The 26659-nt window shown below is 50.1% G+C and carries 17 protein-coding genes and 1 riboswitch; of the genes, 5 read left to right on the forward strand and 12 right to left on the reverse strand.

All coding sequences use genetic code 11. From position 1 onward, the window contains the following. Positions 1-101: 101 nt before the first annotated feature. Together I8J30_RS30170 and I8J30_RS30175 are read right to left on the reverse strand one after the other, a co-directional pair. A complete protein-coding gene (locus I8J30_RS30170) occupies positions 102-1691 on the reverse strand; it encodes a histidine kinase N-terminal 7TM domain-containing diguanylate cyclase (protein WP_210664126.1) in 1590 nt (529 codons plus the stop codon). Positions 1692-1737: 46 nt separating this feature from the next. Further along, complete coding sequence (locus tag I8J30_RS30175) at positions 1738-2607, reverse strand: endonuclease/exonuclease/phosphatase family protein (RefSeq protein WP_240548491.1); 870 nt, start codon at positions 2605-2607, stop codon at positions 1738-1740. 127 nt (positions 2608-2734) lie between these two features. Here I8J30_RS30175 and I8J30_RS30180 point away from each other — a divergent pair, with 127 nt between their 5' ends. Further along, positions 2735-3514, forward strand: a complete 780-nt coding sequence (locus I8J30_RS30180; RefSeq protein ID WP_210664128.1) for a DeoR/GlpR family DNA-binding transcription regulator — start codon at positions 2735-2737, stop codon at positions 3512-3514. 1 nt (position 3515) lies between these two features. Here the strand turns inward: I8J30_RS30180 and I8J30_RS30185 are convergent, their stop codons facing one another. Continuing rightward, on the reverse strand, positions 3516-4367 hold the full coding sequence (locus I8J30_RS30185; RefSeq protein ID WP_210664129.1) for a DMT family transporter: 852 nt from the start codon (positions 4365-4367) through the stop codon (positions 3516-3518). 1 nt (position 4368) lies between these two features. After that, positions 4369-5199 (reverse strand): alkaline phosphatase family protein, encoded by an 831-nt coding sequence (locus tag I8J30_RS30190; protein WP_210664130.1) that lies wholly within the window; start codon positions 5197-5199, stop codon positions 4369-4371. Positions 5200-5424: 225 nt separating this feature from the next. On the opposite strand from I8J30_RS30190, the gene I8J30_RS30195 reads away from it, so the two are divergent. Next, entirely contained in the window at positions 5425-6204 is a 780-nt protein-coding gene (locus I8J30_RS30195; protein ID WP_091224767.1) for a sporulation protein, read from the forward strand. Positions 6205-6258: 54 nt separating this feature from the next. Here the strand turns inward: I8J30_RS30195 and I8J30_RS30200 are convergent, their stop codons facing one another. The 3 genes from I8J30_RS30200 to I8J30_RS30210 form a co-directional block, all read right to left on the reverse strand. After that, a complete protein-coding gene (locus I8J30_RS30200) occupies positions 6259-8742 on the reverse strand; it encodes an ATP-binding protein (RefSeq protein WP_210664131.1) in 2484 nt (827 codons plus the stop codon). 173 nt (positions 8743-8915) lie between these two features. Next, positions 8916-10637, reverse strand: coding sequence for an assimilatory sulfite reductase (NADPH) hemoprotein subunit (gene cysI, locus I8J30_RS30205; protein ID WP_210664132.1), 1722 nt, complete (start codon positions 10635-10637; stop codon positions 8916-8918). Positions 10638-10672: 35 nt separating this feature from the next. After that, positions 10673-12490 carry an assimilatory sulfite reductase (NADPH) flavoprotein subunit gene (locus I8J30_RS30210; protein WP_210664133.1) on the reverse strand — a complete coding sequence of 606 codons (1818 nt, stop codon included), beginning with the start codon at positions 12488-12490 and terminating at the stop codon, positions 10673-10675. 494 nt (positions 12491-12984) lie between these two features. Here I8J30_RS30210 and I8J30_RS30215 point away from each other — a divergent pair, with 494 nt between their 5' ends. The 3 genes from I8J30_RS30215 (at position 12985) to I8J30_RS30230 (ending at position 16199) form a co-directional block, all read left to right on the forward strand. After that, complete coding sequence (locus I8J30_RS30215) at positions 12985-13161, forward strand: carbon storage regulator (protein WP_210664134.1); 177 nt, start codon at positions 12985-12987, stop codon at positions 13159-13161. 182 nt (positions 13162-13343) lie between these two features. Further along, positions 13344-15848, forward strand: a complete 2505-nt coding sequence (locus I8J30_RS33830) for a flagellin N-terminal helical domain-containing protein (RefSeq protein ID WP_276316198.1) — start codon at positions 13344-13346, stop codon at positions 15846-15848. A gap of 195 nt (positions 15849-16043) precedes the next feature. Continuing rightward, a complete protein-coding gene (locus I8J30_RS30230; RefSeq protein WP_091224761.1) occupies positions 16044-16199 on the forward strand; it encodes a carbon storage regulator in 156 nt (51 codons plus the stop codon). A gap of 22 nt (positions 16200-16221) precedes the next feature. Here the strand turns inward: I8J30_RS30230 and I8J30_RS30235 are convergent, their stop codons facing one another. From I8J30_RS30235 to I8J30_RS30260, 5 genes are all read right to left on the reverse strand, one after another. Next, the gene (locus I8J30_RS30235) at positions 16222-20334 is read right to left on the reverse strand and encodes a helix-turn-helix transcriptional regulator (protein ID WP_210664135.1); all 4113 of its coding nucleotides are present in this window, start codon (positions 20332-20334) and stop codon (positions 16222-16224) included. Between the two features lie 517 nt (positions 20335-20851). After that, entirely contained in the window at positions 20852-21616 is a 765-nt protein-coding gene (locus tag I8J30_RS30240) for a YheC/YheD family protein (protein ID WP_210664136.1), read from the reverse strand. A 394-nt stretch (positions 21617-22010) separates the two neighbouring features. Continuing rightward, the gene (locus I8J30_RS33395) at positions 22011-24548 is read right to left on the reverse strand and encodes an ATP-binding cassette domain-containing protein (protein WP_240548490.1); all 2538 of its coding nucleotides are present in this window, start codon (positions 24546-24548) and stop codon (positions 22011-22013) included. Further along, positions 24521-25411: an energy-coupling factor transporter transmembrane component T gene (locus I8J30_RS30255; RefSeq protein WP_210664137.1), complete on the reverse strand. Its 891-nt coding sequence runs from the start codon at positions 25409-25411 to the stop codon at positions 24521-24523. The genes I8J30_RS33395 and I8J30_RS30255 overlap by 28 nt, the downstream gene beginning before the upstream one ends. Beyond that, the gene (locus I8J30_RS30260) at positions 25408-26391 is read right to left on the reverse strand and encodes a DUF4430 domain-containing protein (protein ID WP_210664138.1); all 984 of its coding nucleotides are present in this window, start codon (positions 26389-26391) and stop codon (positions 25408-25410) included. The genes I8J30_RS30255 and I8J30_RS30260 overlap by 4 nt, the downstream gene beginning before the upstream one ends. A 130-nt stretch (positions 26392-26521) precedes the next feature. Beyond that, positions 26522-26659: riboswitch (cobalamin riboswitch) on the reverse strand. This riboswitch is flagged as partial in the annotation.

Here is a 26659-nt window from a genome sequence, read left to right on the forward strand (position 1 = left end):
CAGTCGATGTGATTACAATCACAGGAATTCGCAACGATCTGTGAAAATAAGAACAGCAAAAAAGCCACCTATACGGCGGCTCTCTCTGCTCTACATGCTCTCTACACCAAGACAGTCCGGTTCGCAACGCGCACCGTATTCCGCCCCGCATGCTTGGCCTCATACAAGGCACGATCCGCAGCCTTCAGCAGCTGCTTCATATCATGCCAGTCGTCCGTCGCGGCTTCACCGCTCGCCACAGCAACGCCGAAACTCGCCGTTACCGCTATGAATCCATTCGGAGATGCCGATAACGCCATGGGCTGACTGACAAGCGCATTCCGAATCCGGTGCGCCTCGGCTTCCGCTTCCTCAAGCGATAAGCCCGGCATCATCATCACGAATTCCTCCCCGCCATAACGAGCAAGGACATCTTCCGCGCGCAGCACGTTGCGGCATACACCGACTACGTGAAGGAGTGCACGGTCTCCGACATCATGTCCATAAGTGTCATTAATCCGTTTAAAGTGGTCGATATCGAATAACAGCAGCGCAAGCGGCTCTCCGTTCAACAACGATTCCGCCAGCAGCTTCTCGCTCAGCTGCAAGAAATGCGTCCGATTGTAAATCCCCGTAAGGCCATCGTGAAAAGCAAGCTCATGCAGTCGCTGCTGCAGCCGCACGCGTTCGGAAACATCGATGAGCACAATCAGCTTGCCCGTTTCCTGACCGCCCTTCTTCCTGACGACGGATGCCCGAATATCGTAGTAGTAGGACTGGCCATCCTTCTCCCACAACGTTTCTTGCGTGCTCTGCGAGTCCGTTTCCTCAATGAGGGTACTGTCCGTATGCTGGCGCCATAATGGCTCGATCGACCGCCCAAGCGAATACGTCGATAACTGCGGCATCACCTGCGCAGCGGCCGGGTTGTAATCGACCAGCCGATTGTTCATATCCAGCACGAGTACGCCATCGCTCATGCTCTCGAACAGATTATCCCGCGCAATCGGCGCCACGTTCATCAATCCGCGCGAAGCGAGTGCCCACATATACAGCGCAGAAGTGCCGGCCATAATAACCGGAATGGGGTCGATCCCCTGCGGCGTCAAATTACCGAGGTAAGCAAAATCGCCCGCAAGCGGCAGCAGCAGCCCCACCAGCATCGTAATGTGCTGAAGCCTGTAAGCCGACTTCATGCGGCCCCAATACAGCAGCAGCAGCGCTACACCGCCGAACATGCAGCCAAACGTATATGCGCCTTGGATGATGTACCAAGGTCCCGCGTTCAGATCGACCTTCAAGAAACCTAATTCCGGCCGAATCGTGATGGCCCGATAATACAGATGATGCATTTCGTTCGACATCACGAGCGCAACGGTCACAAGCGGCATGATGAACAATCCCGCGCGCAAGGCGGGCTTCAAATAACGTTCCATGCCGAGAAAATACATAATGAGCAGAAGATTGATGGGAGGAAGAAACGGCATCCCGATGTATTCAACCTTAATCCAGAAGGTGATCTCTTCCAGTGATCCGGCAGACAGCTCCAGCGCAGAGCCGAATATATAAACGGCAGACAGCAAGCAGTGCGCGACAAAGGTCTTCGACATCGACTGCTTCGCACGATTCGTTAAGATGTAAATCCCCATAATGACATTAATGACGCCGGCCGTAACCATCAACGTTAGAATAGCCGAATAAGGCGTTCCCATTCCCTATGCACTCCACTCGGAATCCGAACGATTCCCTTTTATCATCTTACGCCGTTGCGATTTGGAAGGTCGACACAACCGCCGCATGATCGGACGGCCATTCATTATCCTCATGACTGCCGAACCCCTTCGGCTCGCCAACGACAAACACTTCGGAGTTCACAGCCGTCACGCGGGAACCATGATAGTATATAAAATCAATGCGGTCCTGCGGCTCAAACGGGTTATCGCCCCAAGGATGTTCCGGCGTATGGACCGTCGACCATGTAAGGCCGGGCATCGCTGCCGGATCGGGGTGCACGATGCGGTAGGAATCCAGAAGTCCCGCCTCTTCCGCCATCGCGCTTACCGGCCATCGTACGACATACCCGTCATGCAGCGACTTCGTATCATCGCCCCAATCGAGATGGGAAGGCGCGTTGAAATCGCCCATGAGGAACAACGGCATGTCCGATGCCAGATGAGGGGCAAGGTCACGCAGAACCAGCGCCAGCTCTCTACCGCGGGCCTCTTGCTCCATGGCCACAATCTCGTCTACCGGTTTATGATCAAACAAAGCCCAGTACGGTCCGTAAGGATCATAATATAAATGGGCATCGGCAACGAGAATGACTTGTCCGGAGGGCAGCTGAATGTGAGTAAGAACCGCGCTCATGCCATCGACATGGACGGCTTCGATGATGGGATATTTACTAATAACGCTGCAGTTTGCCCGGCCTTCTTGGTTCTGGTAATAATGCCAGCCCAGCTTCTCCGCCACTGCTTTGCCGGGATCCGGCGTTTCCTGAAACCCTACGATATCCGCACCGGACAGCTCTACGGCCCGGGCAATTTTGTTTACGCCGTCATGAACGGCCTCGCCGCCCAGCCATGTGTTGAAAGTCATGATTTTTATTGTATCCGTCGTCGTTTGCATCACGCTTACATCTCCCCTTTTCGACTATTTTAACGAATCGCGTCGGATTTGGAAATACAGGAGAACGTCCTGCCGATTTTTCTGCTAAAATGACACTTAGTAGAGCACATGCTTGGAGGCGACTTAGGTGTCCTTAATCGGCGAAGAACGCAAACAGAAAATACTGGACCTGCTTGAGCTGAACGGTAAAGTATCTTCATCTGAATTGGTGCAGCTATTCGACGTGTCGAAGGAAACGGTGCGCAGATATTTGGATGAACTCGAAGGACAAGCTAAGCTGAAGAAGGTCTACGGCGGAGCTGTTAAGCCTTCCGTCATCTTTGAGGAATCGCCTTATTTGGAGCGGATCACGCTCAAGCGCGAGGAGAAAAATCAAATAGGCCGGCAAGCGGCCGGCCTCATTCGTGATGGTGAAGTCATCTTTCTCGATGAAGGAACGACGCTGCTGACCGTCATTCCGCATTTGACGCAAACCGGCTTAACGGTGCTGACCCATTCGTTTCCCGCTGCTACCCTATTGATGGAACAGCAGAATCAAGGGCGCTTCGATGGCCGAATCTTGTTTCTCGGCGGGGAAATCAGCGCTTTGCATGCCCGGTGCGCAGGCTCCATGACCGAAACGGCTCTTGGCCATTATTATATCGATAAAGCCTTCATTTCCGTTGATGGCATCCATGCCGAAGCCGGTCTTACCAGCTTGGACGACAGCAAGTCCGCCGTATCCCGCAAGGCGATCTCCCATGCTACTGAGGTCATTGTAGCCGCGGATTATACGAAACTCGGGCATCGTTTCCCCTATAAGCTTGGCGATCTGGAGGATATATCGTTTATCCTATGTAACCAAGCGCCGCCGTCAGATTGGAACGAAGCGCTCGCCAAACATCCCCTGCGTTGGATCACGCCTTAGCCTAACCGAATAGGCTGATGACCACGATCGCGGTCGCAATCGTAGCGGATGATGCAATTCGTTTCATCCCCTGCTGCTCTTTCAGCACCATGATGCCCAGTAAGGTTGCGAAGACCGTCCCAATCTCTCGAACCGGAGAAATGTGAGCCATTGGCGCCAGATTCATCGCAAATAAGAATAACAAGTACGACCCCGGCGAAAGCACGGCACCCATAAGGATGACTCTCCAATTCGCCTTTAGCTCGACCTTCCACTTTCCTGAACGCAGCACAGCTGGTGTCAATGCCAGCAGGAAACCCAGATTGCCCAGACAGAGCAGTTCAGGCGGCGATAAATAGTCGAGCGTCAATTTGTCCACGAATACATAGCAGGTTGTACATAACCCCACTCCAAACGCAACGAGAATGGGCTTAGATGACCGCGCCCTCTTGCTCCTTCGAAACGACCAATCACTGATGATGAAGAAACTGACGATCATGCAGAGGATGCCAAACCAACCCCATACAGACAACGATTCGCCAAGAAAAGCAACGCCGATCGTTGGCACGAGCAGTGTTGACGTCCCCCTCATGATGGGATACATCTGCGACAAATCCCCAAGATCATAGGCTTTGGTCAGCATAAAGGCGTAGCAGCCTTGTATGATCATCGTGATGAGAATAAGCACATAAGCCTGCCACGGCAGCGCTTTGCTTAACAGCTTGCTTATAACGAGCGGAATCAGGAAGATTGTCGTTGGAATAAGGATGATCCATAAGAAAGCCGCCTTGTTCAAGCTTCGTTTGGCAAACAAATTCCATACGGCGTGTGTAAGTCCGGAGAACAGCACTAGGAAAACAGCGAATACCAGCATGCTATTCTACCTTAGCCGTGCCGAATAGATGCTGCGGCAGCTTCGCTTCCCAGGATTCAGGTGCTGCCAGTCCCAGTGCATGGGCAACAACCGCAGCTGTGTCCGTAATGACGATCGGCTCCGTAATGGTTGTTCCAGGCGCAATACCCGGGCCAGCCGCTGCCCAGAAAATTGTTTTATCCAGCGGATGGTCGCTGCCGTGGTCGGTATCGACTTCCCCGCCGCCGCCATGATCGGATACGACGATGACGAGACTGTCGTTCAGCGCATTCGCTTGCTCAAGCGCATCCAGGATGACGCCTGTATTGGTATCCGTTTCTTCGATGCTGCGCAGCTGTTCAGGCGTATTGTAGCCATGCTTATGGCCCGCTATATCCGGTAAATCCAAGTGAACGTACAGCAGCTTGAAATCAGAATGGTTACTAATATAGTCAGCCGTTGCCAAGGCAATCTCTCGGTCAGGCATAGATACCTTATGTACGCCGATATTCGGTTCAATAATGCCATAGTTGATAGGCTGCCATGCGCTGAACGAGGCAAGCTTGACACTCGGGTCTGCTTCACGGGCGATTCGGAAAATGGAAGGATAAGGCGAATCTCCAGGGAATAGCTGCTTCTCTGCCTTCGAGTTCGTTAATCCATGTTTATCGGGGTTCACGCCATGCATCAGCGCCCCCCAGCATTCTGCGCTGATCGTAGGTGAAGCCGTTTGCGCATCGAATGAAACAGCTCCTCTGCTGATCAAGCGATCTAAATGAGGTGTTGAAGCAGCCTGCACGAAATTCCCGGCTCCGTCCCAACCGATAATGACGACCCGCTTAATGACTCCCATAGTTCATTAAACCCCCTGTATAAATATGCGATGTAGTTCTCTTTAAGCATACTCATTCCGCCAAGTAAATTCAATACAAAACAACCAAATTCAACTAAAGACACATTCATATTATTTTCGGCCAGCCTTCATCCGCAAAAAAGAGTCCACCTATGAAACCTCCGTTGTCCTCTCGTCGTATCAGATCATTGAATACGTACAATTATAAGGAGGCGTTATATTACAATGTCTATGTTTAAACGCATGCTGGCAAGCGTCGGAATCGGTGCAGCGCAAGTCGATCTCATGCTTCACGAGGATGAGGTGCAGGCAGGGGATACTCTTAGCGGCGTTGTCCGGATTCAAGGCGGCCGTGTAGCTCAGCAGGTCGATGACGTCTACGCCTTCGTTATGACACGATATGTTAAGGAACATAATGATACCAAGATAGAAGAAGAAGCTCCCATAGCCAAATTTCTTCTCGCCGGCAAGTTTACGGTTGAAGCTGAGCAAGTCTATGAGTTTCCCGTATCCTTTCAGCTGCCGGTAAATACGCCGGTTACGATGGGCAGAACGCCGGTATGGATTCAAACGGGACTGGAAATCAAGGAAGCCATTGACCCTAAGGACCGGGATCAGCTTCAAGTGAATCCCCACCCGTATTCCGCGGTTGTACTGGATGCCGTTCGTCAGCTCGGCTTCCGCATTCGCGAAGTCACCTGCCAATACGCGCCGCAATACGGCAGAATTGCGGGACTTTCTTTCGTGCAAGAATTCGAATTTATTCCCACCTCGGAGTTCCGAGGCCAGCTTGATGAGCTGGAAATCGTGTTTTATCCCGATGCGGATGGGGTTGATTTGCTGCTGCAGATCGATCGCAAGGCGCGCGGCCTATCCGGCTTGTTCTCCGAAGCCTTTGACACCGACGAGCGTTACGTCAAGCTTCGCTTCGACCGCAATCACCTGGCTTCCGGCGCAAGCTATGTTGCCGACCAGCTGGCGGATACGATTCGCCGCTATATCTAGCTCAGCCCTAAAGAAAAAGGCGGCAGCAAGGTCTCCCTTGCGCCGCCTTTCCTATTATTTGCGAAGCCATTTGTCCAGCGCGGCCAGCAATTGCGCCTTGATAAAGGGCTTCGTCGTAATATCATCAATGCCGGCCTGATAGTACAGCTGATGATTATCCGAGAACACATCCGCCGTTAAAGCGATAATCGGCAAATGTTGAAAACGTGGATTGGCCCGGATATGCCTGGTAGCCTCGCAGCCATCCATCTCCGGCATATGAATGTCCATGAGAATGGCATCCCACTGCCCGGGCTCGGATTGCTCCAGCACCTGGAGAGCCTCGTAGCCATTGCTCGCTACTTCAATATCATAATGGCTCCCTGTCAATATTTCTCTCGCTATGATTTGATTGATTTCATTATCCTCGACGAGCAGAATACGACCTTTAAGCTGCCTGTCCGGCTGATCCCCTTGTTCCTCAACATTCTCGGCAGCCATCGCCGCAGCAATACCGGATAGCCCTATAAGATCATCTCTGTCCGTTGCAAGCTCCTCCAGTGGTACCACAAACGAGAACGTGCTCCCCTTCCTTTGCTCGCTGATCACTTCAAGCTGACCGCCCATCGTTTCCACCAGCAGCTTGCAGATGGCAAGACCAAGTCCGGTACCGCCGTACTTGCGGCTGGTCGAGCTGTCGGCCTGCGTGAAGGATCGGAATAACAGCGGGAGCTGCGCTTCGGAAATGCCAATCCCCGTATCTTGAACAGAGAACCGCAGCATCTTGTTCGATTTGGACGCAGCCGTCTCGACTTCGACCGCAACGCGAATGAAGCCGCGATCCGTAAATTTACTCGCATTACTGCATAGATTGAGCATGACCTGCTCTAATCGCAGCGGATCTCCCATGATGCGGTCCGGGCAATCCTCAGAGACATCGAATATACGCGTAATCGGCTTGCCCTCGACCATTAATGACGTCATGTGCATCAATTTATCCAGGAAGCCGTGAAGGGAAATCGGAATGCGCTCCAGTTCGATTTTGCCGGCTTCGATTTTGGAAAAGTCCAAGATATCGTTAATAATGACCATCAGCGCATCGGAGGCAGAGCCCATTCTGGATACATAATTTTGCTGAATCGGGGTAAGGTCCGTCTTCATCAGTAAGCCGTTTAACCCAATAATGCCGCTAAGCGGCGTACGGATTTCATGGCTCATCGTGGCTAGAAAATGGCTCTTGGCTTGATTCGATTCATCGGCCGCCTTCCGTTGGTAGAGCTCCGTATTATCGTGAATGGTCACGGTAACCCCTTTAACCTCATGAAAATAATCATAATACGGCGAAAGCGTAAGGCTGTATATCTTGTTCTGCTTCGGCTGTACCTGCCGCACCTCAAGCTCTTGCGTCTTCCGCTCCTCAATTGCTTGTTGGAAGCTCCGCTCCCATTCTTCCAGATACCCGTCTAACAAGATATCCGTCAGCTTGTGCCCGACGATCTGATCCCGCTGCAGCTGCAGCTCCTCGCACATCTTCTGATTCACCGAAGCAATGGTACCGTCCGGATGAAAGCTCAGAATAAAATCCTGCGAGTTCTCTACGAGCGTACGATACCGCTCTTCCTTCTCCGTAACCTGCTGCTCCGCTCGTTTACGCTCCGTGATATCCATAACTGAACCGATCCATTCCCTTACGGTACCCTCTTCCCTAACAGGGCAAACGGTAATTAAGAGATGGAATGCCGCCACCACTGCTTCGCAGGTCAATTTCTCGGTGATCGCCACGTCTGTAAGATTACGCTGCAAGAACGCGAATAGGGACACCTCTTCAATCGGTTTTCCAACAAAGTCCTCCGGAGTCATTCCCATCTCTTCAAGCAGCTGACCCTCTGCCAAAGTAAACCTATAAGTGCCGGATTCATTGGTAATTTTGAACGTAAATCCGGATTGCAGCCTTAGAATGCCATGCAGCTCTTGCTGCATTTCTTTGATCCTATGGTTCAAGCTGCGATTACGCCGGAAGTAATGAAGCAGATAGGCGGCCAATATGCCGCCCAGTAAGTTAATCAGCAGATAAGGAGCCACTCTCGGCAGGAACGGAAGGTCAAACACGACATAGAAGTCGATAAAAAAGAAGACTTCCAAATAAATCAGGAAGACGGTCCATTTGAGCACGTAAGAGCGCACCTTGGCGGCAATGATCGCGCTTCCGACGGATATACATGCGGCCACCGTGAACACCACCGTGAACGCGGAAGGGTCTTCTATCGTTCGGAACAGTACCGTAATCGCGCTGGTGACGGTTACCGCAATGGGGCCGCCATAGAGCGCGGACATAAATATAGCGATATTGCGCACATCAAGCACGACGTTGGATTGCACATGAATGCCTGAGAAAATCAGAATGATGCCGAATGCACCATGTAATACGCCAACATGCACCTGATACCGCCATGAAGGCTTTCGCGCTTTTCCTAACCTGGTAAACAGCTGTCCGGACAAAAAAGTAAATACAAAAAGAATCGAGGTGTTTACGATCAAATCACGAATAAACGGGGTCATTGGTTGTCACTGGCTCCTAGTTGTCCCATAATTCTATCTCCGATATCACGCTGATCATGAATAGACTAAACACATTCGACAAAAACAGACAAATCCCTCTTCAACCTTCCATGTAAAAGTGATTTTAACAAAAAACGGTCGCACATGGCGACCGTCAGGCATTATAAATGCAACTAAGCGTGGAAATCCAGACCTGAAACCACTTCTTTTACATATTCGCCGCGAATACAGAAGTCGCCGAAATGCTCGCCTTCATTCCGCTCTTTCGCATAGTGGAGCAATATCGGCTTCAGCTCATTCAGAATTTCCGTTTCGCCGATATTCTCGCGATACAGCTTGTTAAGTCGGTTACCGGAATGCCCGCCGCCCAAGTACATGTTGTACTTGCCCGGCGCTTTGCCGATGAACGAAATTTCTGCCAATGCAGGGCGCGCGCAGCCGTTCGGACAACCGGTCATGCGAATGACGATTTCCTCTTCGCGCAGTCCCGCTTCATCCAGTATCAATTCAAGCTTATCCAGCAGGGAAGGCATATAACGCTCCGACTCCGCCATAGCCAGACCACAGGTTGGCAGCGCTACGCAGGCCATCGCGTTTCGGCGCAGTGCAGAGTACTCCGCCCCATCCGTAAGTCCGTAGGTTTCAATCAGCTGTTCCAGTTTCTTCTTCTTCTGACTCGATACGTTGCCGATAATCAAATTCTGGTTAGGCGTAAGGCGGAAATCTCCCGTATGAATCTTGGCGATCTCACGCAGACAAGTCATAAGCTGATAGCCGTCCTCGTCCTTCACCCGGCCATTCTGAATGAACAACGTATAATGCCACTTGTTGTTGCTTCCCTTCACCCAGCCGTAACGATCCCCATTATGGTCAAAATGATACGAGCGCGCTTCTTCCAGCTTCCAGCCCAGTCGTTGCTGCAGCTCATCGACGAACCACTCAATACCGCGGTCATCGATCGTATACTTGAACCGGGCATGCTTACGCACCGCACGGTCGCCGTAGTCCCGCTGGATCATAACCGTTTTCTCCGCGAGATCGACCGCTTGCTCCGGTTTAATAAAGCCGATTACCCGCGCCACCTGCGGATATGTCTTCGGATCACCGTGCGACATTCCCATACCGCCGCCAACCGCTACGTTAAAGCCCAATAAGCGACCATTTTCGTGAATGGCGATATAGCCCAGATCTTGTGAGAAAACATCCACTTCGTTAGCCGGTGGAACGGCAATACCGATCTTGAACTTCCGCGGCAAGTAAACCGGTCCGTAAATCGGCTCCTGCTCCACGCCGTCTCGGCTGTCGACCACTTTCTCCTCATTCAGCCAAAGCTCATGATAAGCGCGAGTATGCGGATCCAGATGACTGCTTACCTTCTGCGCCCATTCCTGTACTTGCTCATGAACCTCGGATTGATACGGATTCGGGTTGCACATGACATTGCGGTTTACATCGCCGCATGCAGCCAGCGTGCTTAGCAGCTCTTCGTTTACTTCCTGAATAACGGATTTCATATTCCACTTAATAACACCGTGTAGTTGGAATGACTGCCGCGTCGTTAACCGAATCGTGCCATTGGCATGACGCTGCGCAATTCGGTCCATCATAAGCCATTGCTCCGGGGTTACGATACCGCCTGCAGCCCGTACGCGAACCATAAACTGATAGGCGGGTTCAAGCTTCTGCTTGTTCCGCTCATTACGCACATCACGGTCATCCTGCATGTAGCTGCCGTGAAACTTCATTAATCGGTTATCATCCTCGGAAATGGAGCCTGTAATCCGATCCTGCAGCGTTTCCTCTAACGTTCCCCGCAGATAGTCACTTCTGCGTTTAATATCTTCCACGTCGCTATGCGGTGCACTGTTTGCTGATAGTAGATTATTATCCGACATGTCTCTGCCTCCCTCGCTCTCTTGGATCTCCCTGATTAGTAGACGTCCCGTTGATAACGTTTATCCTGCTGCATCTTCATCAGGTACGCTTCCGCTTCTTCTTGGCTGAGGGAGCCTTCCTGCTTCAGGATGGTGATTAATGCCGCTTGCACGTCATGCGCCATCTTCTTCTCGTCTCCGCAGATGTAGACGGCAGCGCCTTCTTCCAACCACTGATACAGCTCTTTGCTTTTCTCCAGCATGCGGTGCTGCACGTAGACTTTCTCTGCGGTATCCCGTGAGAATGCAACGTCCATGCGCGTTAGCACGCCTTCCTTCAGCCAGCGCTGCCATTCCACTTGGTAAAGGAAGTCCGATGCGAAATGCTGATCCCCATAGAACAACCACGTCTTGCCCTCTGCGCCATTCTCCTCGCGTTCGCCTAGGAATGCACGGAACGGTGCAACGCCTGTGCCCGGTCCGATCATAATAATCGGCGTTTCCGAATTGGCTGGCAGCTTGAAGTTCGGATTGTCCTGCACAAATACCGATACGGTTTGCCCCGGCTCAAGGCGCTCTGACACATAGGTCGAGCACACGCCATACCGGACTCTTCCTGATGCCGTGTAATGTACCTTGCGGATGGTCAAATGCACTTCATCCGGATAAGCCTTCGAGCTGCTGGCGATAGAGTACAGTCTAGGCGGAATGCGTCTTAGCAGCGCCAGGAAGCTATCCGCAGGCACGCCTTCCAGATCGTAATCCTGTACCAGGTCGAGCAGATCGCGTCCTTTAATGTACGCTTTCAACTCTTGTTCCTTACCGGCGGCCAGAAGCTCTTCCAATCCGGTTCCGGGCGTAAGCGCAACGATTTGTTCGAGCAGCGGTTTGGTCAGCACGGTAATTTCATAATAGCTTGTCAGAGCCTCTCTCAATGAGCGCTCCTCATTAATCTTAGGAAGCGTAATAAGATCATCCGGCGACCATCCCATAGCAGCAATCAATTCGTCCACAAGTCTCGGATGATTGTGCGGGTATACGCCTAAGCTGTCGCCCGGTTCGTAGTGGATGCCGGAATCTTCAAGAGAGATCTCCAGATGGCGAGTCTCCCGGTCCGATCCGCGTCCGTTTAAGTTTAAGTTCTCCAGCACGGTAGCCTGAAACGGGTTCGACCTTGAATAGTCCGAAACCGTTCCTTCCAAAGCAGCGGAATTGGCCGTCGGCACCTGAACAGCAGCTGAAGCCTGCCCCAGCGAAGCGAGAACGCTCTCAATCCATTGGTTCGCCGCTTCGTCGAAATCAACGTCACAGTCCACGCGCGGCACAATTCTATTGCCGCCAAGCTCCTCCAGCCGCTGATCGAAGTCTCTGCCTGTTTTGCAGAAGAATTCATAGGACGTGTCGCCCAGAGCAAGCACCGAGAACGGCAATCCTTCTAATTGAGGCGCTCGCTTGCTGTGCAGAAACTCATAGAACGAAATCGCATTGTCCGGCGGATCTCCTTCTCCGTGCGTACTAACGAGGATAAAGAGATTTTGCACCTTCTTCAGCGTGTTCGCCTTAAAATCGATCATGGAAGCTTGCGTCACCTGAAAGCCTTGATCCTGCAGCTTGCCGGACAATTTCTTTGCCAGCTTGTGGCTGTTTCCTGTTTGTGATCCGTAGAGTACGGTTACCTCTTTGGAAATGGCCGGTGTACTCGTTGGCTGGGCCGGAGCTTGCAATGCCGTCGTTGACGCCGATACCGCGGCAACCGATATCGCCGATAGATAACCGCTCAGCCAAATCTTCTGCCCCTCTGTCAGTGTAGGCATTAATTGATTAAGCAAATCCACTTGATTCTGTTGAAAAGGACTGTTTGTTACTTGAAACATGTTCCCTACACACCTCGCTCTCGTATGAGTGATGAATGATTCCGTTCATTCGGGTACGATTTCTTACCTTGATTCCTTTAACGTATCATGTGCGGCCAATAGTAACAAGACAGATGATTTTATAGCATTCATAAGCTTTTGCAATAAACGCATAGTAAGGCTCCTGAAGGCCCCGTAAATATTTTTCAAATTTCATCAAAAAACGCTAACAAAAAATAAAATGCTGTCGATATATTGGGTAAAGCATCTCATATTACACTCATGGACGAGTGAATAAGCATGGTATTTAGTCCGGAGATCATCCGAACAGATACCTGCCTATTTACTCGTCCTTTTGCTGTCTGATCATGTTTTCCCAGTCTTCACTAGGTTTAATGCAGAACATCATAAGACTTATGGATGAGCAAATAAGTCGATTGTCTTTCTTCAGGATGAAGATGGGCAACGACGTATTTGCTCATCTTTTTTCTACTAACTTCTAAGGAGAGAAGTGCATGCTCGTACTAGGGAGAAAACCAGGGGAATACATCATGATCGACAACAACATTATGGTCAAAGTTGTAAAGAGCGATGAGGGCCACTTGCGGTTAGCCATTGATGCACCTAAACATATTTCAATCGTTCGCGGAGAGCTGGTTGACGAGAAACTGGCGCAACAACAGAAACAATAAGGAAATGCACGGCCTTCCACTTAAGGACGAGTGGTTCAAATCAGGGAGGATAGGGAAGAGGCTGACAATTCATTGGCTGGATCAGCGCGCGACCCGGCAGCGAATTGGAAGCACATCTTTATTGTCTCACAAGAATGCAAATGGATGGCATTCTTAACACAACCACATGGAGGTAATGAACAATGAGAATTAATCACAACCTTGCGGCACTTAACACTTCCCGCCAATTGGGAGCTAACGGTGTGAACTCGTCCAAAAACCTGGAGAAGCTTTCGTCCGGCCTACGTATTAACCGTGCCGGCGATGACGCAGCAGGTCTTGCGATCTCCGAGAAAATGCGCGGTCAGATCCGTGGTCTGGATCAAGCGACTCGCAATGCTCAAGATGGTATTTCCTTGATTCAAACGGCTGAAGGCGCGCTAAGCGAAACACATGCAATCCTTCAACGTATGCGTGAATTGGCAACGCAATCTGCCAATGATACGAACTCGGGAACGGACCGTGATGCGATCCAAGAGGAAGTTAACCAACTTTCTTCCGAGATCAACCGTATCGGTAACACAACGGAGTTCAATACAAGAAAAATCTTAAACGGTGATGTTGCGATTACCGGTGATGGCAGAAAACTGACCGGCGGAGCTACAACTACACTGGGAACAGGGATTACGGCAATCACAGTTGATCCTAAATCAACCGCTCCAACAGGCACATTCGATATTAAGGTTACTTCCGACACGGTAGCACAAATCGAATCAACCATTCTCTCCAATGTAACAGACGCTTCCGTAACAGCCGGCGACACGGTTGATCTCGCAGGCGGCGCATACAAAATCGCGATCACTGCTGAGAGCACGAAACAACTGGACGGTGCGGCTACGGACTCCGGCGCAATCCTGAACACAACTAGCGGCAACACAGCGATCACGCTTGAGAGCAACTCTTCGTTGAATGATGTGAACCACACGCTTACGGTTCAGAAGAACCAAATCTACTCCTCCATCGGAAGCGGATTGGATATTAAATCAGGCACGGCTAATGCTACTGACTCCGGTACGTATACAATTGAAACATCGAGAACAATCGATGCTACGAAGGTTACGGATAACGGCGCCGGTACCCTTAAATCCGCTGGCGTAATCTCCAACTTCACTATGGCTTCCAATGCAACTTCTGCACAAGCAGCACTTATTAACAACGGTACTGCTAATACGTTGACAATCGGCGTAGTTGATGGCGGTGACGCCACTGCAGATATTACATTTACGTTTAGCGACGGTACTAACACCAGCACAGTTACGATTTCCGGAGCAGCTGGCGATGGCGCAAAAACACTTCAAGTTGCCGGCGTTCAATTCGATGTCGATGTTGACGCCATTATTGGTGGTTTGAACCTTGCTGATGCTGTTAATGACAACGGTACTTATAACGGTCAAGTAATCGGCCTTGCTTCCGGCGCTGCGCTTGATCAAGTTAAAGTTACTCAAGGTGCTAACAGCGCAACAGCAACAATCGCCTCCAACACGACCGGTGATCTTACATTTGATCTCGATGGCGGCGGTACAGATATTACCCTTACTTCGACAGGCGCTTCCTTCGTGTCGGGCAACACATTGTCCACGACGGTTCAAAGCCAATACACCGTTAGCCTGAAAGAAACGGTTTCCGGCAACCAAATCGGTACAAGCTCTGTTGTGAATGAGCTTCAACTGGCTAGCTCGCCAAATGCACTGACGAACCTTTCCTTCGGCGGATCAGGTGCGCTGATTGACCTCAGCACTACTGCCCTTCAAGGCAAAGCTTCCGGTGCAAGCTATACGGTATCCTTCGATGTTGAAACGGCATCCGGCTACACAGCTGAGCTTCAAAAAGCCGACGGTACTGCAGTTGATGGCGCGAAATACTCCTTGAGCGCTGCAGCAGCTAACAACACGGTTATTGACCTGGGCCGCGATGTTAAATTGGAGTATGACGGTGCAGATCTTTCCGGTAACGGAAGCATCTTCTTCGGTGTTAATGCCAATGTTACAGAATATACATTCGAATTGACTAACGATGGCGGAACAACAACGTACGACACTCAAAAAGGTAAAGCCGGCGACACCATTGAGTTCGATAACGGCGTTTCACTGACTACGAATGCTGCTACGTTGACGAACTCCACAAATACAACATTCAAGCTTGAGGATGATGTCGTGGATAACTCGTTGTCCATGCAAATCGGTTCGAACAGCGGTCAAACATTGGCTGTTGAAATTGCCGACATGCGTTCCAAAGCTCTGAAAGTAACAGGAACTGCCGCTAACTCGACGATTACAGCTTCTAACGGCAAAGTAGCTGCATTCACGGCTAAAGCTTCCGTTACAAACGAATCCAGCACGGAGTATTCGCTTGATCTGAGCACAGCTTCCAAAGCTTCCGCAGCGATTTCCGTTCTTGACGATGCGATCAGCGCTGTATCCACTGCCCGCTCCAAGCTGGGTGCTTACCAAAACAGACTTGAGCATACAATCAACAACCTCGGTACTTCTTCCGAGAACCTGACGGCTGCCGAATCCCGTATCCGCGATGTAGATATGGCGAAAGAAATGATGGAGTTCACGAAGAACAACATCCTTTCCCAAGCTGCTCAAGCGATGCTGGCACAAGCTAACCAACAACCACAAGGCGTACTGCAGTTGCTTCGTTAATCTTCACTAGAAAGAAGGGAACTCTAGCACAGCTAGAGCTCCCTTCTTTCTTTGTTTTAACGGCCGCTATAACTTTGGTTATACCGCTATTTCCCTAAACTTAAGGCCGCTATAACTTTCGTCAGATCACATTCCGGCCTGCTCGGTTTATGATCATCCTATAACCAATTCCATCTACATAAAGGGGCGAGTTTCATGCTGGTCGTCGGAAGAAAACCCGGACAATCCATTGTCATCAATGAAAATATTATTGTTTCTGTTATTAAGAGTGATGATGGCTTGTTACGTTTAACCATTGATGCACCCAAAGAAATCCCGATTATTCGCGGAGAGTTGCTTGAACAGCAATAAGTAAGAATGGAAAGGTTACTGTTTAACCCAATAGCTGCAGCTCTCTCGCTTTGGAGATAGCCTGTACTCTCCGATTAACCTGAAGCTTGCCATAAATATTGAAGGCATGAATTTTGACCGTGCCTTCTGTAATGGCTAGTCCTGCGGCAATCTCTTTGTTCGATAAACCATCTGCCATGAGACGCAGAACATCCAGCTCGCGAATTGAAAGCGACTCAATCATCGAGGCTGCCAGTTTCACTTCGACCGCTTTGGTTGCTTCGCCGGCAGGCTCTCGTAATTGCCAGAGCTGCATATAAGCCATCTGCGAGAATGCCATTTCCAATACTTCGAAGCGTTCAATCGTAAATACATCTGCAATTAAATTGTTTTCTAGGTACAGGATGCCCTCTCGATGATCCGGATATCGAATGGGCATACACAAGATGGATTTCGGTCGTTTCCGATGGATATAGGGATCTGTTGCGAAAATACTTTGGCACGCATCTGCAAGTACGATGGATTCCTTCGCCCTCATGACATATTGCACCACTGCAGCGGAATAAGAGGCAGCAGGCTCTATGCATCGGTCGGCACAGCGGTTCATATCATTCTCTGTAACGATATCCTGTTTACCGAGACCGCCTAATAAGATGATGCCCTTCTCGGCACCTGCATTATGAATGGCTAGCCGGAGGAAACCCTCCAGCAATTTCGTTTCTGCCGTGCCTTTGGCTGCGATTCTGGAAGCCTGTCGAATCGTATCCATATCCATTACCTTATCCAAGCCCTGTGCGAGCTTTCTGTCGGGTTCTGTTTTTCCCATCTCGGCGATGTGTTCGCAATCTTCCAGATCCTCTTCTTCAAAGAAAGTGAGCGACTTAAGCACAGGATACCGTTCCTGCATGAAGGTAACCTTACCTCTGGCGCCCCATTTGCAATACGCTTTGCACGCATTCCGAAGGTAGGTTTCTGCGGTATGCGGATGATTCAACGAGAGGTGAAATTGGCCAGCCAAATCAAGAGCAATCGCTTCATCCTGCGAACAACCGGTTACATGCGCTAGTTCAATGGCTTGGTCATACAGCTTTGCAGCCGTTGTATGCTTACCGCTTAATCGAGCTGACTCGGCCAGCATGATCCAATACTTGCTTAACGTGTTTTCCGGAACGATCCTTGTCCACTTTTTCATCTGAATCAGCAATTGATTTAGACATTTGCGATAGCTTCGTCTTAAAGCATCGGAAGCATTAGGGTAGAGCGCGGTTAAGGTCAACGCATGGTAGAAGCAGTTCCTTTGATCGAACGACAATGTCTTGCTTCCCTCATATTCCCTCGTTTCTTCGCCAGCTGCCAATGCCTCTGCATAATAGCCATACAAGTAATACACTTCAAGCTTGCATGTTGCGTTATAAACCATATAGGATTTGTACGCATTGTTCATTTCTGTTTCCTGTAAGAGCCGGCTATTATCGAAATACTCGAATTGAATTTTCACATTCGCCGCATCCGTCACGGCTTGCAAAAGGTGTACATATTGATTGGTTAAATCAATCACCCTCACGGACATCGCGTCAAGCATTCGATGCGCGGTTTGCTCATATTGTTTGCACATAAGACTCAAACGGCGCAAATTGCCGGTATCCGTAATGATCCTCGAGGATATGGCGTAGCCTGCGTAATTCAGATCCCCTACCTCCAAGCTGAATTGGGCCGCATGCTCAAAGTGGCGATCCGACAATTGGGGCCGCAGGAATTGTAGAATCATCCCCACCATGAAATGAATTTTCCCTCTTAAGACAACACTGTCCATTTTCTCGGAGTAGCTGAGTGCAATTTCAACCAGGCGCAAGGAGGCTTTATAGCTTTTCAAGCCGAAGCATAACGTAATCGCATAAGAGCCGAGCGCTATCGCCAGCGCTTCCGAGTTTCTCTGATCCAATGCCATTCTTACATACTTGGCGAACAGAATAACCGCTAATTGTTCATTGGTAATAAACAGAATCGGCGATGAAGCCATGACGATATCCGCTAAAGCTTTATGCAAAGGATCCCTGCTCTTCGACAGCTGTTTAATATTGTCCCCTTCCCTAGCCAGACGTAGCTGGGTGAGCGCAATTTCGGAAATAATCGCCAGCTTCGAGGCTTTGGACGGTACAACTAACCCGAATTCCGCCATTGCCCTTAAGGCAATTTCGGCCGATTTCCCTTCTCGCTTCAAGAAAGCGTACATCGTAATCTGGATAATATAGATTTTGGCCCGATCCGCTATATTCACGACATGAACGAGAAGCTGCTCCAGCCTACACTCGGCCTGATCGAAATAACCGCAGAAATACTGGCACTCTGAGCTCTCAAGCAACAAATTGGAATAGAGGTCAGAATGTGTAGACCAACCCTTGCTCCCAATCAATTGAACACCTATCTCCAACAGCTCCAACGCCTGCTCATACGCAGCAGAAGCTTTGGCTCTCTTACCCGCTTGTAAATTCAGACTAGCCAACAATTCAATCTCCGATGGTTCCCTTATCAGCTCGCTGCCCCGATTCAGATGATGCACCATCTCGAAGAGAAGATCATCCATCGCTATCGATTCCAATTGAAAGCAACTAAGCATAAAATGCCCGATCTTCAAATGAACCTGCTTCTTCTCCTCTTCCAGCATACGTTCATAGGCCGCGCTTCGCAGCTGATCATGCAAGAAAATATAGCGGTCCCCTTCACACCATACGAAACCTTCACTCAATGCAGCCTGCAATACTTGTTCCGTCTCTTCAACCTCTTGTTCGCATAACATGGATAATCGTTTGATGTCGAAAGCGTTTCCTATACAGCTTGCTAAATGCAACAACTTACGGGTATCCGGGGGCAGCGCATTGAATCGACTCATGATCAAACTAATGACATCTTCGAACCCTTCCCGTTCTTTAATGAGCTCGATATCCCAGTCCCAGCAAGCTTGGTCCGCGTTAAAAAACAGCAGCTTGTCCTCATAACCACGATGCAGCATTTGCTTTAAATAAAAGGGATTCCCGCCCGTTTTCTGATAAAGCGCTTCCGCTAGCGGCTTCACTCGGCCCGGCTCCGCATGCAGCGCATCCGCAACATAGTCAATTACATTCGAATATCCGAGGGATTTCAGATTCATGCAGTGAATGGAAGGATCCTTCTTAGGCGCATGCCCGAATAAGATTTCTAAAACCGGATGCCCTTCATGAATTTCATTGTTTCGATAAGTGCCAATAATGAGCAAATGTTTATTAGTTGGGTCGTTCAGCAACACGCGAAGTAAATGAAGTGAAGCAGCATCGGCCCATTGCAAGTTATCCAGCCAGATGACCAGCGGGTGATGTTGATCCGCGAATAGTTGAATAAAGTTGCAAAATAACGTTTGAAAACGAATCGTTGATTCGGCCGGCGGTAAATCTTCGACGGGGGGTTGTTCACCAATGATGAGGGCCAGCTCGGAAATCACTTCAATGAGCACGCTTCCGCTTTGGCCTAAGGCAGATAAAATCTTCGTTTTCCATAAAGTGAACCGTTCTTCACTTTCCGCTATAATTTGCCCAATGAGATCGCGAAAGGCAACAATAAGGGAGGAATAGGGGAGGGAGTGATTGAGCTGATCAAATTTGCCTGAGATGAAGTGCCCCTTGTTCTGCATAATAGGCGTTTGAATGGCTTTCACTAACGAAGTTTTACCGCTGCCTGCATGGCCGCCAATTAAGAGAAACTCCATAGATCCCGCGGAAACGCGCTCATAGGATTGAAGCAGTCCCTGCAGCTCCTCTTCTCTGCCGTATAGCTGAGTCGGCAATTGAAATCGACTTCGTTCGTCTACTGCTCCTAAAGCGAATGGCGCAATACTGCCATTCTCTCTATACTGATTCGCGCATTTCTGCAGATCATAACGGAGACCGTAGACATTGAAATACCGATCATCTGCGGACTTGGACAATAGCTTCATTACGAGATCGCTCAGCATGCGCGGCACTTCGGACTTCACGGAGTGCGGGGGAATTGGCAGCAGGGCCATGTGGGCATGAATCCACTCATTCACGGATTTGGCCTTTAACGGCGTTTCTTCGACCAACAGCTCATAGAAGAGAATGCCTAGGGTATACAAGTTGCTGCGTTCATCAATCTTCCGCTTCATGCGACCCGTTTGCTCCGGTGATATGTAGGCAAATACTCGATTGAGCTCTTCTTGCTCGTTATCATTTCCCTCCTTTTCGGTCTGATTGCATGGGGGCGAGCCGACAAGCCTTAGTATCGGCCGCTCACCTTGATATTGAATAAATAAATGGTCGGGGCTAAGAGGATCATAAATGATCCCATTACGATGATGCTGACTAATCAACTCTACCAATTCCAATGCAAGAGTGAAAAAAGAAAGAAGCGGAATGGGCCCTATTCTCATTAACGTCCGTAAAGTCGTCTCTTTGTTATCGACATCCAACGCTATACCCCCATTCAGTAAGGAATAATCCAAGATGCTAAGCCATAATACCTATTTCTATTAATACCTATTTCGCTAGGACTATAATACTATTCATATAGGTCTTTAATCTGAAATTTACACTTATTTTGTCGAAATAACAATCATTTTCTCCATTTTATTGTCAGTATGCGCATAAGGCCATCCTCATCAAGGACGGCCTGCTCGATATCGCTCATTTGGTTCTTCCATACTTCCTGCCATAACGGACAACCGTTCGGTAAAACCGCTTGTCGGCAAGCGACTTTAATGCACTAAAGCCCGGCCTCGTGTTGACCTCCAGAATCCATAACCGACCCTTGCGATCAAGGGCCACATCGAGGCCGAGCTCCTTAAACCGAGTACTGTGACGATCGAAGCAGCGCGCCGTTTGCATGCCGAGCATCTTCAGCTTCTGCTTATATCGAGTAACTTGAGCGCTGCTGTACCCCGAACGACGCAATGTCGGCTCAACCTTAGCAAGCTTGCCGCCTTGATGGTAGTTCGTGACGATTTTGTTCTTCTTGCCAAGCTTGACGAACATGACGGTCGGCACCCATTTGCTGCCGTCCTTCTGCACCATCATCCGCAGGTCGAACGGTCTGCCTCGAGCAGCTTTTAAGTAAATGCCTTTCTGGAGAAGGTAGCTCCTGCCGCGAGCGATTCTAGTTAATTGGCGATAAAGTGAACTTGCAGAAGAGATTGTTGTCGTTCGCGTATCTTTTTTCACCTGATATTTTCGAGCAGATAACCGCACAATACGCGCAATGCCGCTTCCGCCCGTCCCGGTTGTTGGTTTGAAATAGACCGTCTTATATCGCCCAATCATCGCATGCAGTGATGAGCGAGTAAAACGCTTCGTTTCGGGAACGAATCGTCTTAATGTACGGTCTGCCAGCAACCACTTTGTCTTCGTCCATTTGCTTTTAATCGAAATGCTGCTTCCGCCTTTTCTAGGCACACCATCATCTCCTTAACATCACTCGGGATAGATTACTACCTATCGTCGAGAAACGTCACGGCGAATACCCCAGTGTTACAATAACAGTACGTGATTCCATTTAGGCAATTCCCCACGAAGCCTCATCCACCCTAAACCTATACAGATATGGTAAATTAATAAATACACATAAAGCTCAGTACTAGCCATCGTTTCCTGACCGTATTCGAACTAATACGACGGAAAGGTATGACCACCATGCCGCTTTTGAAAATCTATCAATCGGCTCCGCGAAAGTAATCGAAGAGAAGCAGAAACAACTGGACGAATGGTTGAAAGCGAAAGGCAAGAAGTAAGCGATTGGCGTGCTCGTTGCGGAGAAGAAGCCTGGGATCTTGGTATCCCAGGCTTTTCGTTATTGTGCGCCTCCTATTGAGTCGTGGTCGGATACGGGCGACACCATCCCGTACTTCTCTTTGATCCGGTCTAATTTCTCAAGCAAAGGCCGCGATAGCACAAATAAGAACAGCACCGTTGCCCCCGCATGTATCAAATCGAACGGAATTCCCTGTATGCAAGCTGCGACCAGCATGGCGATTGTAGGATTCGTTTGCGTCATCCATACCGAAGAGAAATTCATAATACAACCATAGATAATAAAGGTTGCCAGGCCGCCAAACAGGCATAAAACGATCCGATTTCTGCGTAGAATGCCTTTCTTGAAAAGCAGCCCCGAAAGAAAACCGATGATGCCAAAGGCAAACATCTGCCAAGGCGTCCATGGCCCCTGACCGAAAAAGTAATTGGATACAAACGCCGTAATCGCACCTACCAGAAACCCGGCCTCTGCCCCGAATGCGATCCCCGATATAATCACAATGGCGACAACCGGCTTGAATTGGGGCACCATGAAGAACGCCATTCTGCCCGCGACGCCAATGGTACACAGCACGGATAATGTCACGATCTCTCTAGCCTGCGGCTTCCTTCCCTCATAGATCATCATGAACGGAAGCATCGTTTCCAGAATCACCAGCATGGAAATAAAATAGTACTTCCGATCATTCAAATAATAGATGCCGCACCAAATCGTCAACGGGATGAACAGCAAAATGAGAAATGCGGCGGCCAGTGTTCGTTTGGAGAGATTCCGATGCTCGATGGGCATTTGTTCGTGTGACATTGGAGTGGCTCTGCTTACTGTCGGCTTCGGCTTTTCACGATCCGCTTTGGTTAACGACGCGGGTTTCTTCATCTTCGGCTTGATAGAATAGTCGTTTATTTCCGGTTCGCCATGAAAAGCGCTTATAACATCATTCGTCGTAATCGCCCTCGGAATTAAGTCCCTTGCCATCCGGTTCGCTGCTGTCGTATAAAAGCTGTTGCCTGCGAAGAAATCCCGCGGTCTTCCTTCCGATACGATTCCCCCGTCGAAGAACATGGCACAGCGGTCGGCGTAGTTTGCACAGAACTCGATATCGTGGCTGACCATTACAATCGCCGTTCCTTGCTGTTTTAGATGGAGCAATATAGCTGCGAATTGAAGTTTATAATGGGCATCGAGCCCCTTGGTCGGTTCGTCCAACAGAAGGACAGCCGGCTCAAGGAGCAGCACCTTGGCAAGAGCTGCTTTCTGCTGTTCACCTCCGGATAGATCATAAGGGTGCCGCTGCAGCAAGTCTTGCAAACCGCATAATTCCGCCACGTCATTAACGCTCTCTTGGATTGCTTCTTTATGGAATCCTCGTCCGGATAGCACTTCCTTAAGGTCTGCCTCAACGGTTTGGCGAACGAACAGCGACTGCGGGTTTTGAGGTAACACACCCAGAAGCCCTTGGTATTTCTCGCCGCCCGGAATCTCGTCGATCGGCCGTCCTTGAATCAGCACACGTCCACGATAGGGCTTGCGCAGCCCGGCCATTAGAGATAGCGTCGTCGTTTTGCCGGTACCGTTACCGCCTACGATCGCATAGATTTCTCGCGGGTATACTTTTGCTTGCAATCCCTTAATGATATCGGGAGCATTTTTGTCATATTTAAACCAAGTCTCATCCAACTCGACAATAGGTTCCCGAAGCCTGCTCGCCATAATGCTTTCCGCAATTTCACCCTTGTATTCTCTTGTGTTTGCAAGTTCCCTCAGAAATTGTCGACCTTCCCGGACGGTGGTCGGACAAGGAAAGTTATTGTCGATTTTTGCATATATTCGCACAGAGGCAGGCATGGCTTGGAACATAGAATGGCCCAATTCCCGAAGCCTTAAGCCGACCTCTGTCGGTGCGCCCGTTGCGAGGACAGAGGCACGGTCCATAACGACGACCGTATCTGAGAGTGGAAGCACGTCTTCAAGCCGGTGCTCCGATAGGACGATGGTGACACCAAGCTCGCGGTTGATTTTGGCGATGGTGGCCAGAAATTCTGCGGCAGCAATGGGGTCAAGCTGGCTTGTGGGCTCATCCAAAATGAGGGCCTGAGGCTGCATGGCCATAATCGAGACCAGATTGAGCAGCTGTTTCTGCCCGCCGGAGAGCTCGGTTACCTTCTTGTGAAACCAGTCCTGAATGCCGAAGAAGCTGGCCATTTCCGCGACGCGACGCCGAATTTCGGAGGTGCTGCAGCCTAAGCTTTCCAGTCCAAAAGCGAGCTCATGCCATACCTTGTCCGTTACGATCTGATTGTCGGGGGATTGCAGGACGTAGCCGATCCGAGCGACTTGCTGCCGCCTGTCCAAAAGAGGGAGAGGCGTCCCTTGAAATTGAATTTCTCCGCTTCGGACGCCATGAGGGGTGAGATCGGTTTTCAAATGTCGGAGCAGCGTTGATTTGCCGCAGCCGGATTGTCCGCAGATCAGCACAAACTCTCCTTGGCGAATGGATAAAGAAATATCGTCTAATGCTTTCTTCTCCGAGCCGGGGTAAGTGAACGTCAAATGTCGGATTGCGAAAGCTTCCATTTCCTGTCCTCCCAACTATTAATCATCAGCGGCGCTGCACATAATACGGCGTAGGCCAGAAACAAGCTCAAGCTGAATACCGACAAATCAACGCCGCGCATGGAAGGAAAGTACCTGAAGTACAGCCCTTTAGCCAATGCACCTGTAATGATATACATACCGATTGTCGCCATACCGATTGCCGCGATGCGGTCACGGCGGTCGAACTTAAAGAGGGAGAAGGCCGTTCTCCCCTTTAATCCGTAGCCTCTGCTCTTCATGGAGTCCGCGGTTTCGATGGCGTTTTCCAGCATCCAGGTCACCATGATCGACAGAATTCGAATGCCGTGCTTGATTCTAGCGAAGACGCCGCCACTCGACATATCCCTGCCGATGCATTTCTGTGCATGGGACACTACGGCAAGCTGCGCCTTAAACTTCGGAACAAAGCGCAGCACCATCGAGAAAAAGAGGGAGAGGACCGGGATGACGGTACCGAAGAGGTAAATGAACTTATCCGAGGTCATGACTGCGTTGTAACACGCGAACCAGCTAATAACCGTTACAAACATCGCAGCCGCTGCGATGCCGTAAGCGATGGATTCCAGCGTCAAGGGATTACCGCTGTGCAAGTACGTTAGGACCGTAACTCCCTCATGATTGAATGCGGGATTAATGATGGCTGTTATCAGAAGCATAGGCAGCATATAGAAGAGCTGAAAACCGATCGCTTTCCGGCCACTCAAGTTAATCGAATAAGCGATTGCGAAGATCATGGATATCGCTAAGCAGACCGGATGCATGAACACCATGGCGAACAGGATCACTTGGACGAAATACAGGAAGTTGACGACGGGGTGATAGCCGGAAAAGGCGTCTTTCATGATTTTCCGCCCCCGGCAGAATCATAAGTGTCCCCTACATCTCGGCCCAAATCGCAGGTGTATACCCATTCGATTATATCGCCTTGTTTCAGTTGATACCGGCTTGCGCCGTAGTTCGGAAACCAGCCGTTCACCTTATACATCCACCCGGATAACTCTCCGCAGTCGAATTCGTACAGATTATGGATTCCTTCGATATACGCAGAGTTGTACAGGGGCGTATTCTCAAATTCCATCGGAATTTTGTTCTTCTTCATTTCACGCTGCAGCACGTTAAACACGGACTCGCCCTCATAGAAGGTCACTTTCTGCGACTTGAAAATGACGCCATCCTTAGGCACGAGCTCGACCTTCTCGGCATCCAATTGATCCATATGATCGAGGATTGCGGCACAGCTCACGGAGAGATACGCTGTCATGGCCTTGTCGGAGATTTCAGCCTTCTGCGGTTCAACGGGAGCCGGCTTTCCTTCCGGAACGGGGTCGGTCTGATAGGGATCTTTTCCGGCATCCGGCTTGATGGCAGGAGGCTTCGCGTCCGTTGATGGCGGCTTCGTTGCTCCCCTCGGCGGCGTGGTGGAAGGCTTGGTCTGAGCTGACGTGTCCGAGTTTGAGTTTGAGTCTGGCTTAGGCTTCACCGGTTGATCAGGCTTAGACGAGGCTATCACTCCATTGTCGGGAGTTGCCGGCTCCTGTGCTTGTTCGGTCTCATCGGTTAGTGCCGGTGATTTGTCCTCTGCAGAGACAGGCTCGGACTGCCCGGTTGAAGATGCGGCCGTTGACTCCGACTCGGATTCAGCGGCAGGTGTCGGCGATGTCGGAGCCGACTCTTCTCCCGCCTGATCCGTCATTTCCGTCGCTGCTTGCACGGTCGTCCGTTCACTCTTCTTCGTCGTCGAAGGACCGCTGCTATAGAAAGCAATAATGAGGACAACGACAACAATCGCCGCCGCAATAAATGTTGTTCTGTTTGGTTTCATGCACCTCTGTCTCCTTCGTTGTTCAGAAAAACAAAAAAAGCCCCTGATTCGTAACGAATCAAGGGCAGCCGGCGTCGTCAATCACACGAAAAGACAACAAAAAAAGCACCGCCTCCATCATCCGTAGAGTCTGTGAAATCCAATCAAGGCAGGTCTCCTGGCTATGCGTCAACGCTTCTCTATGCCTTCCCGGCTTATGGGCCAGTGGCGTCTCCTAGATCAGCTCTTCATTTACAGTGGCGGGACCGCGCCGGATTTTCACCGGACT

The sequence above is a fragment of the Paenibacillus lignilyticus genome (genome assembly GCF_017942085.1).
GTDB classification, from domain to species: Bacteria; Bacillota; Bacilli; order Paenibacillales; family Paenibacillaceae; genus Paenibacillus_Z; species Paenibacillus_Z lignilyticus.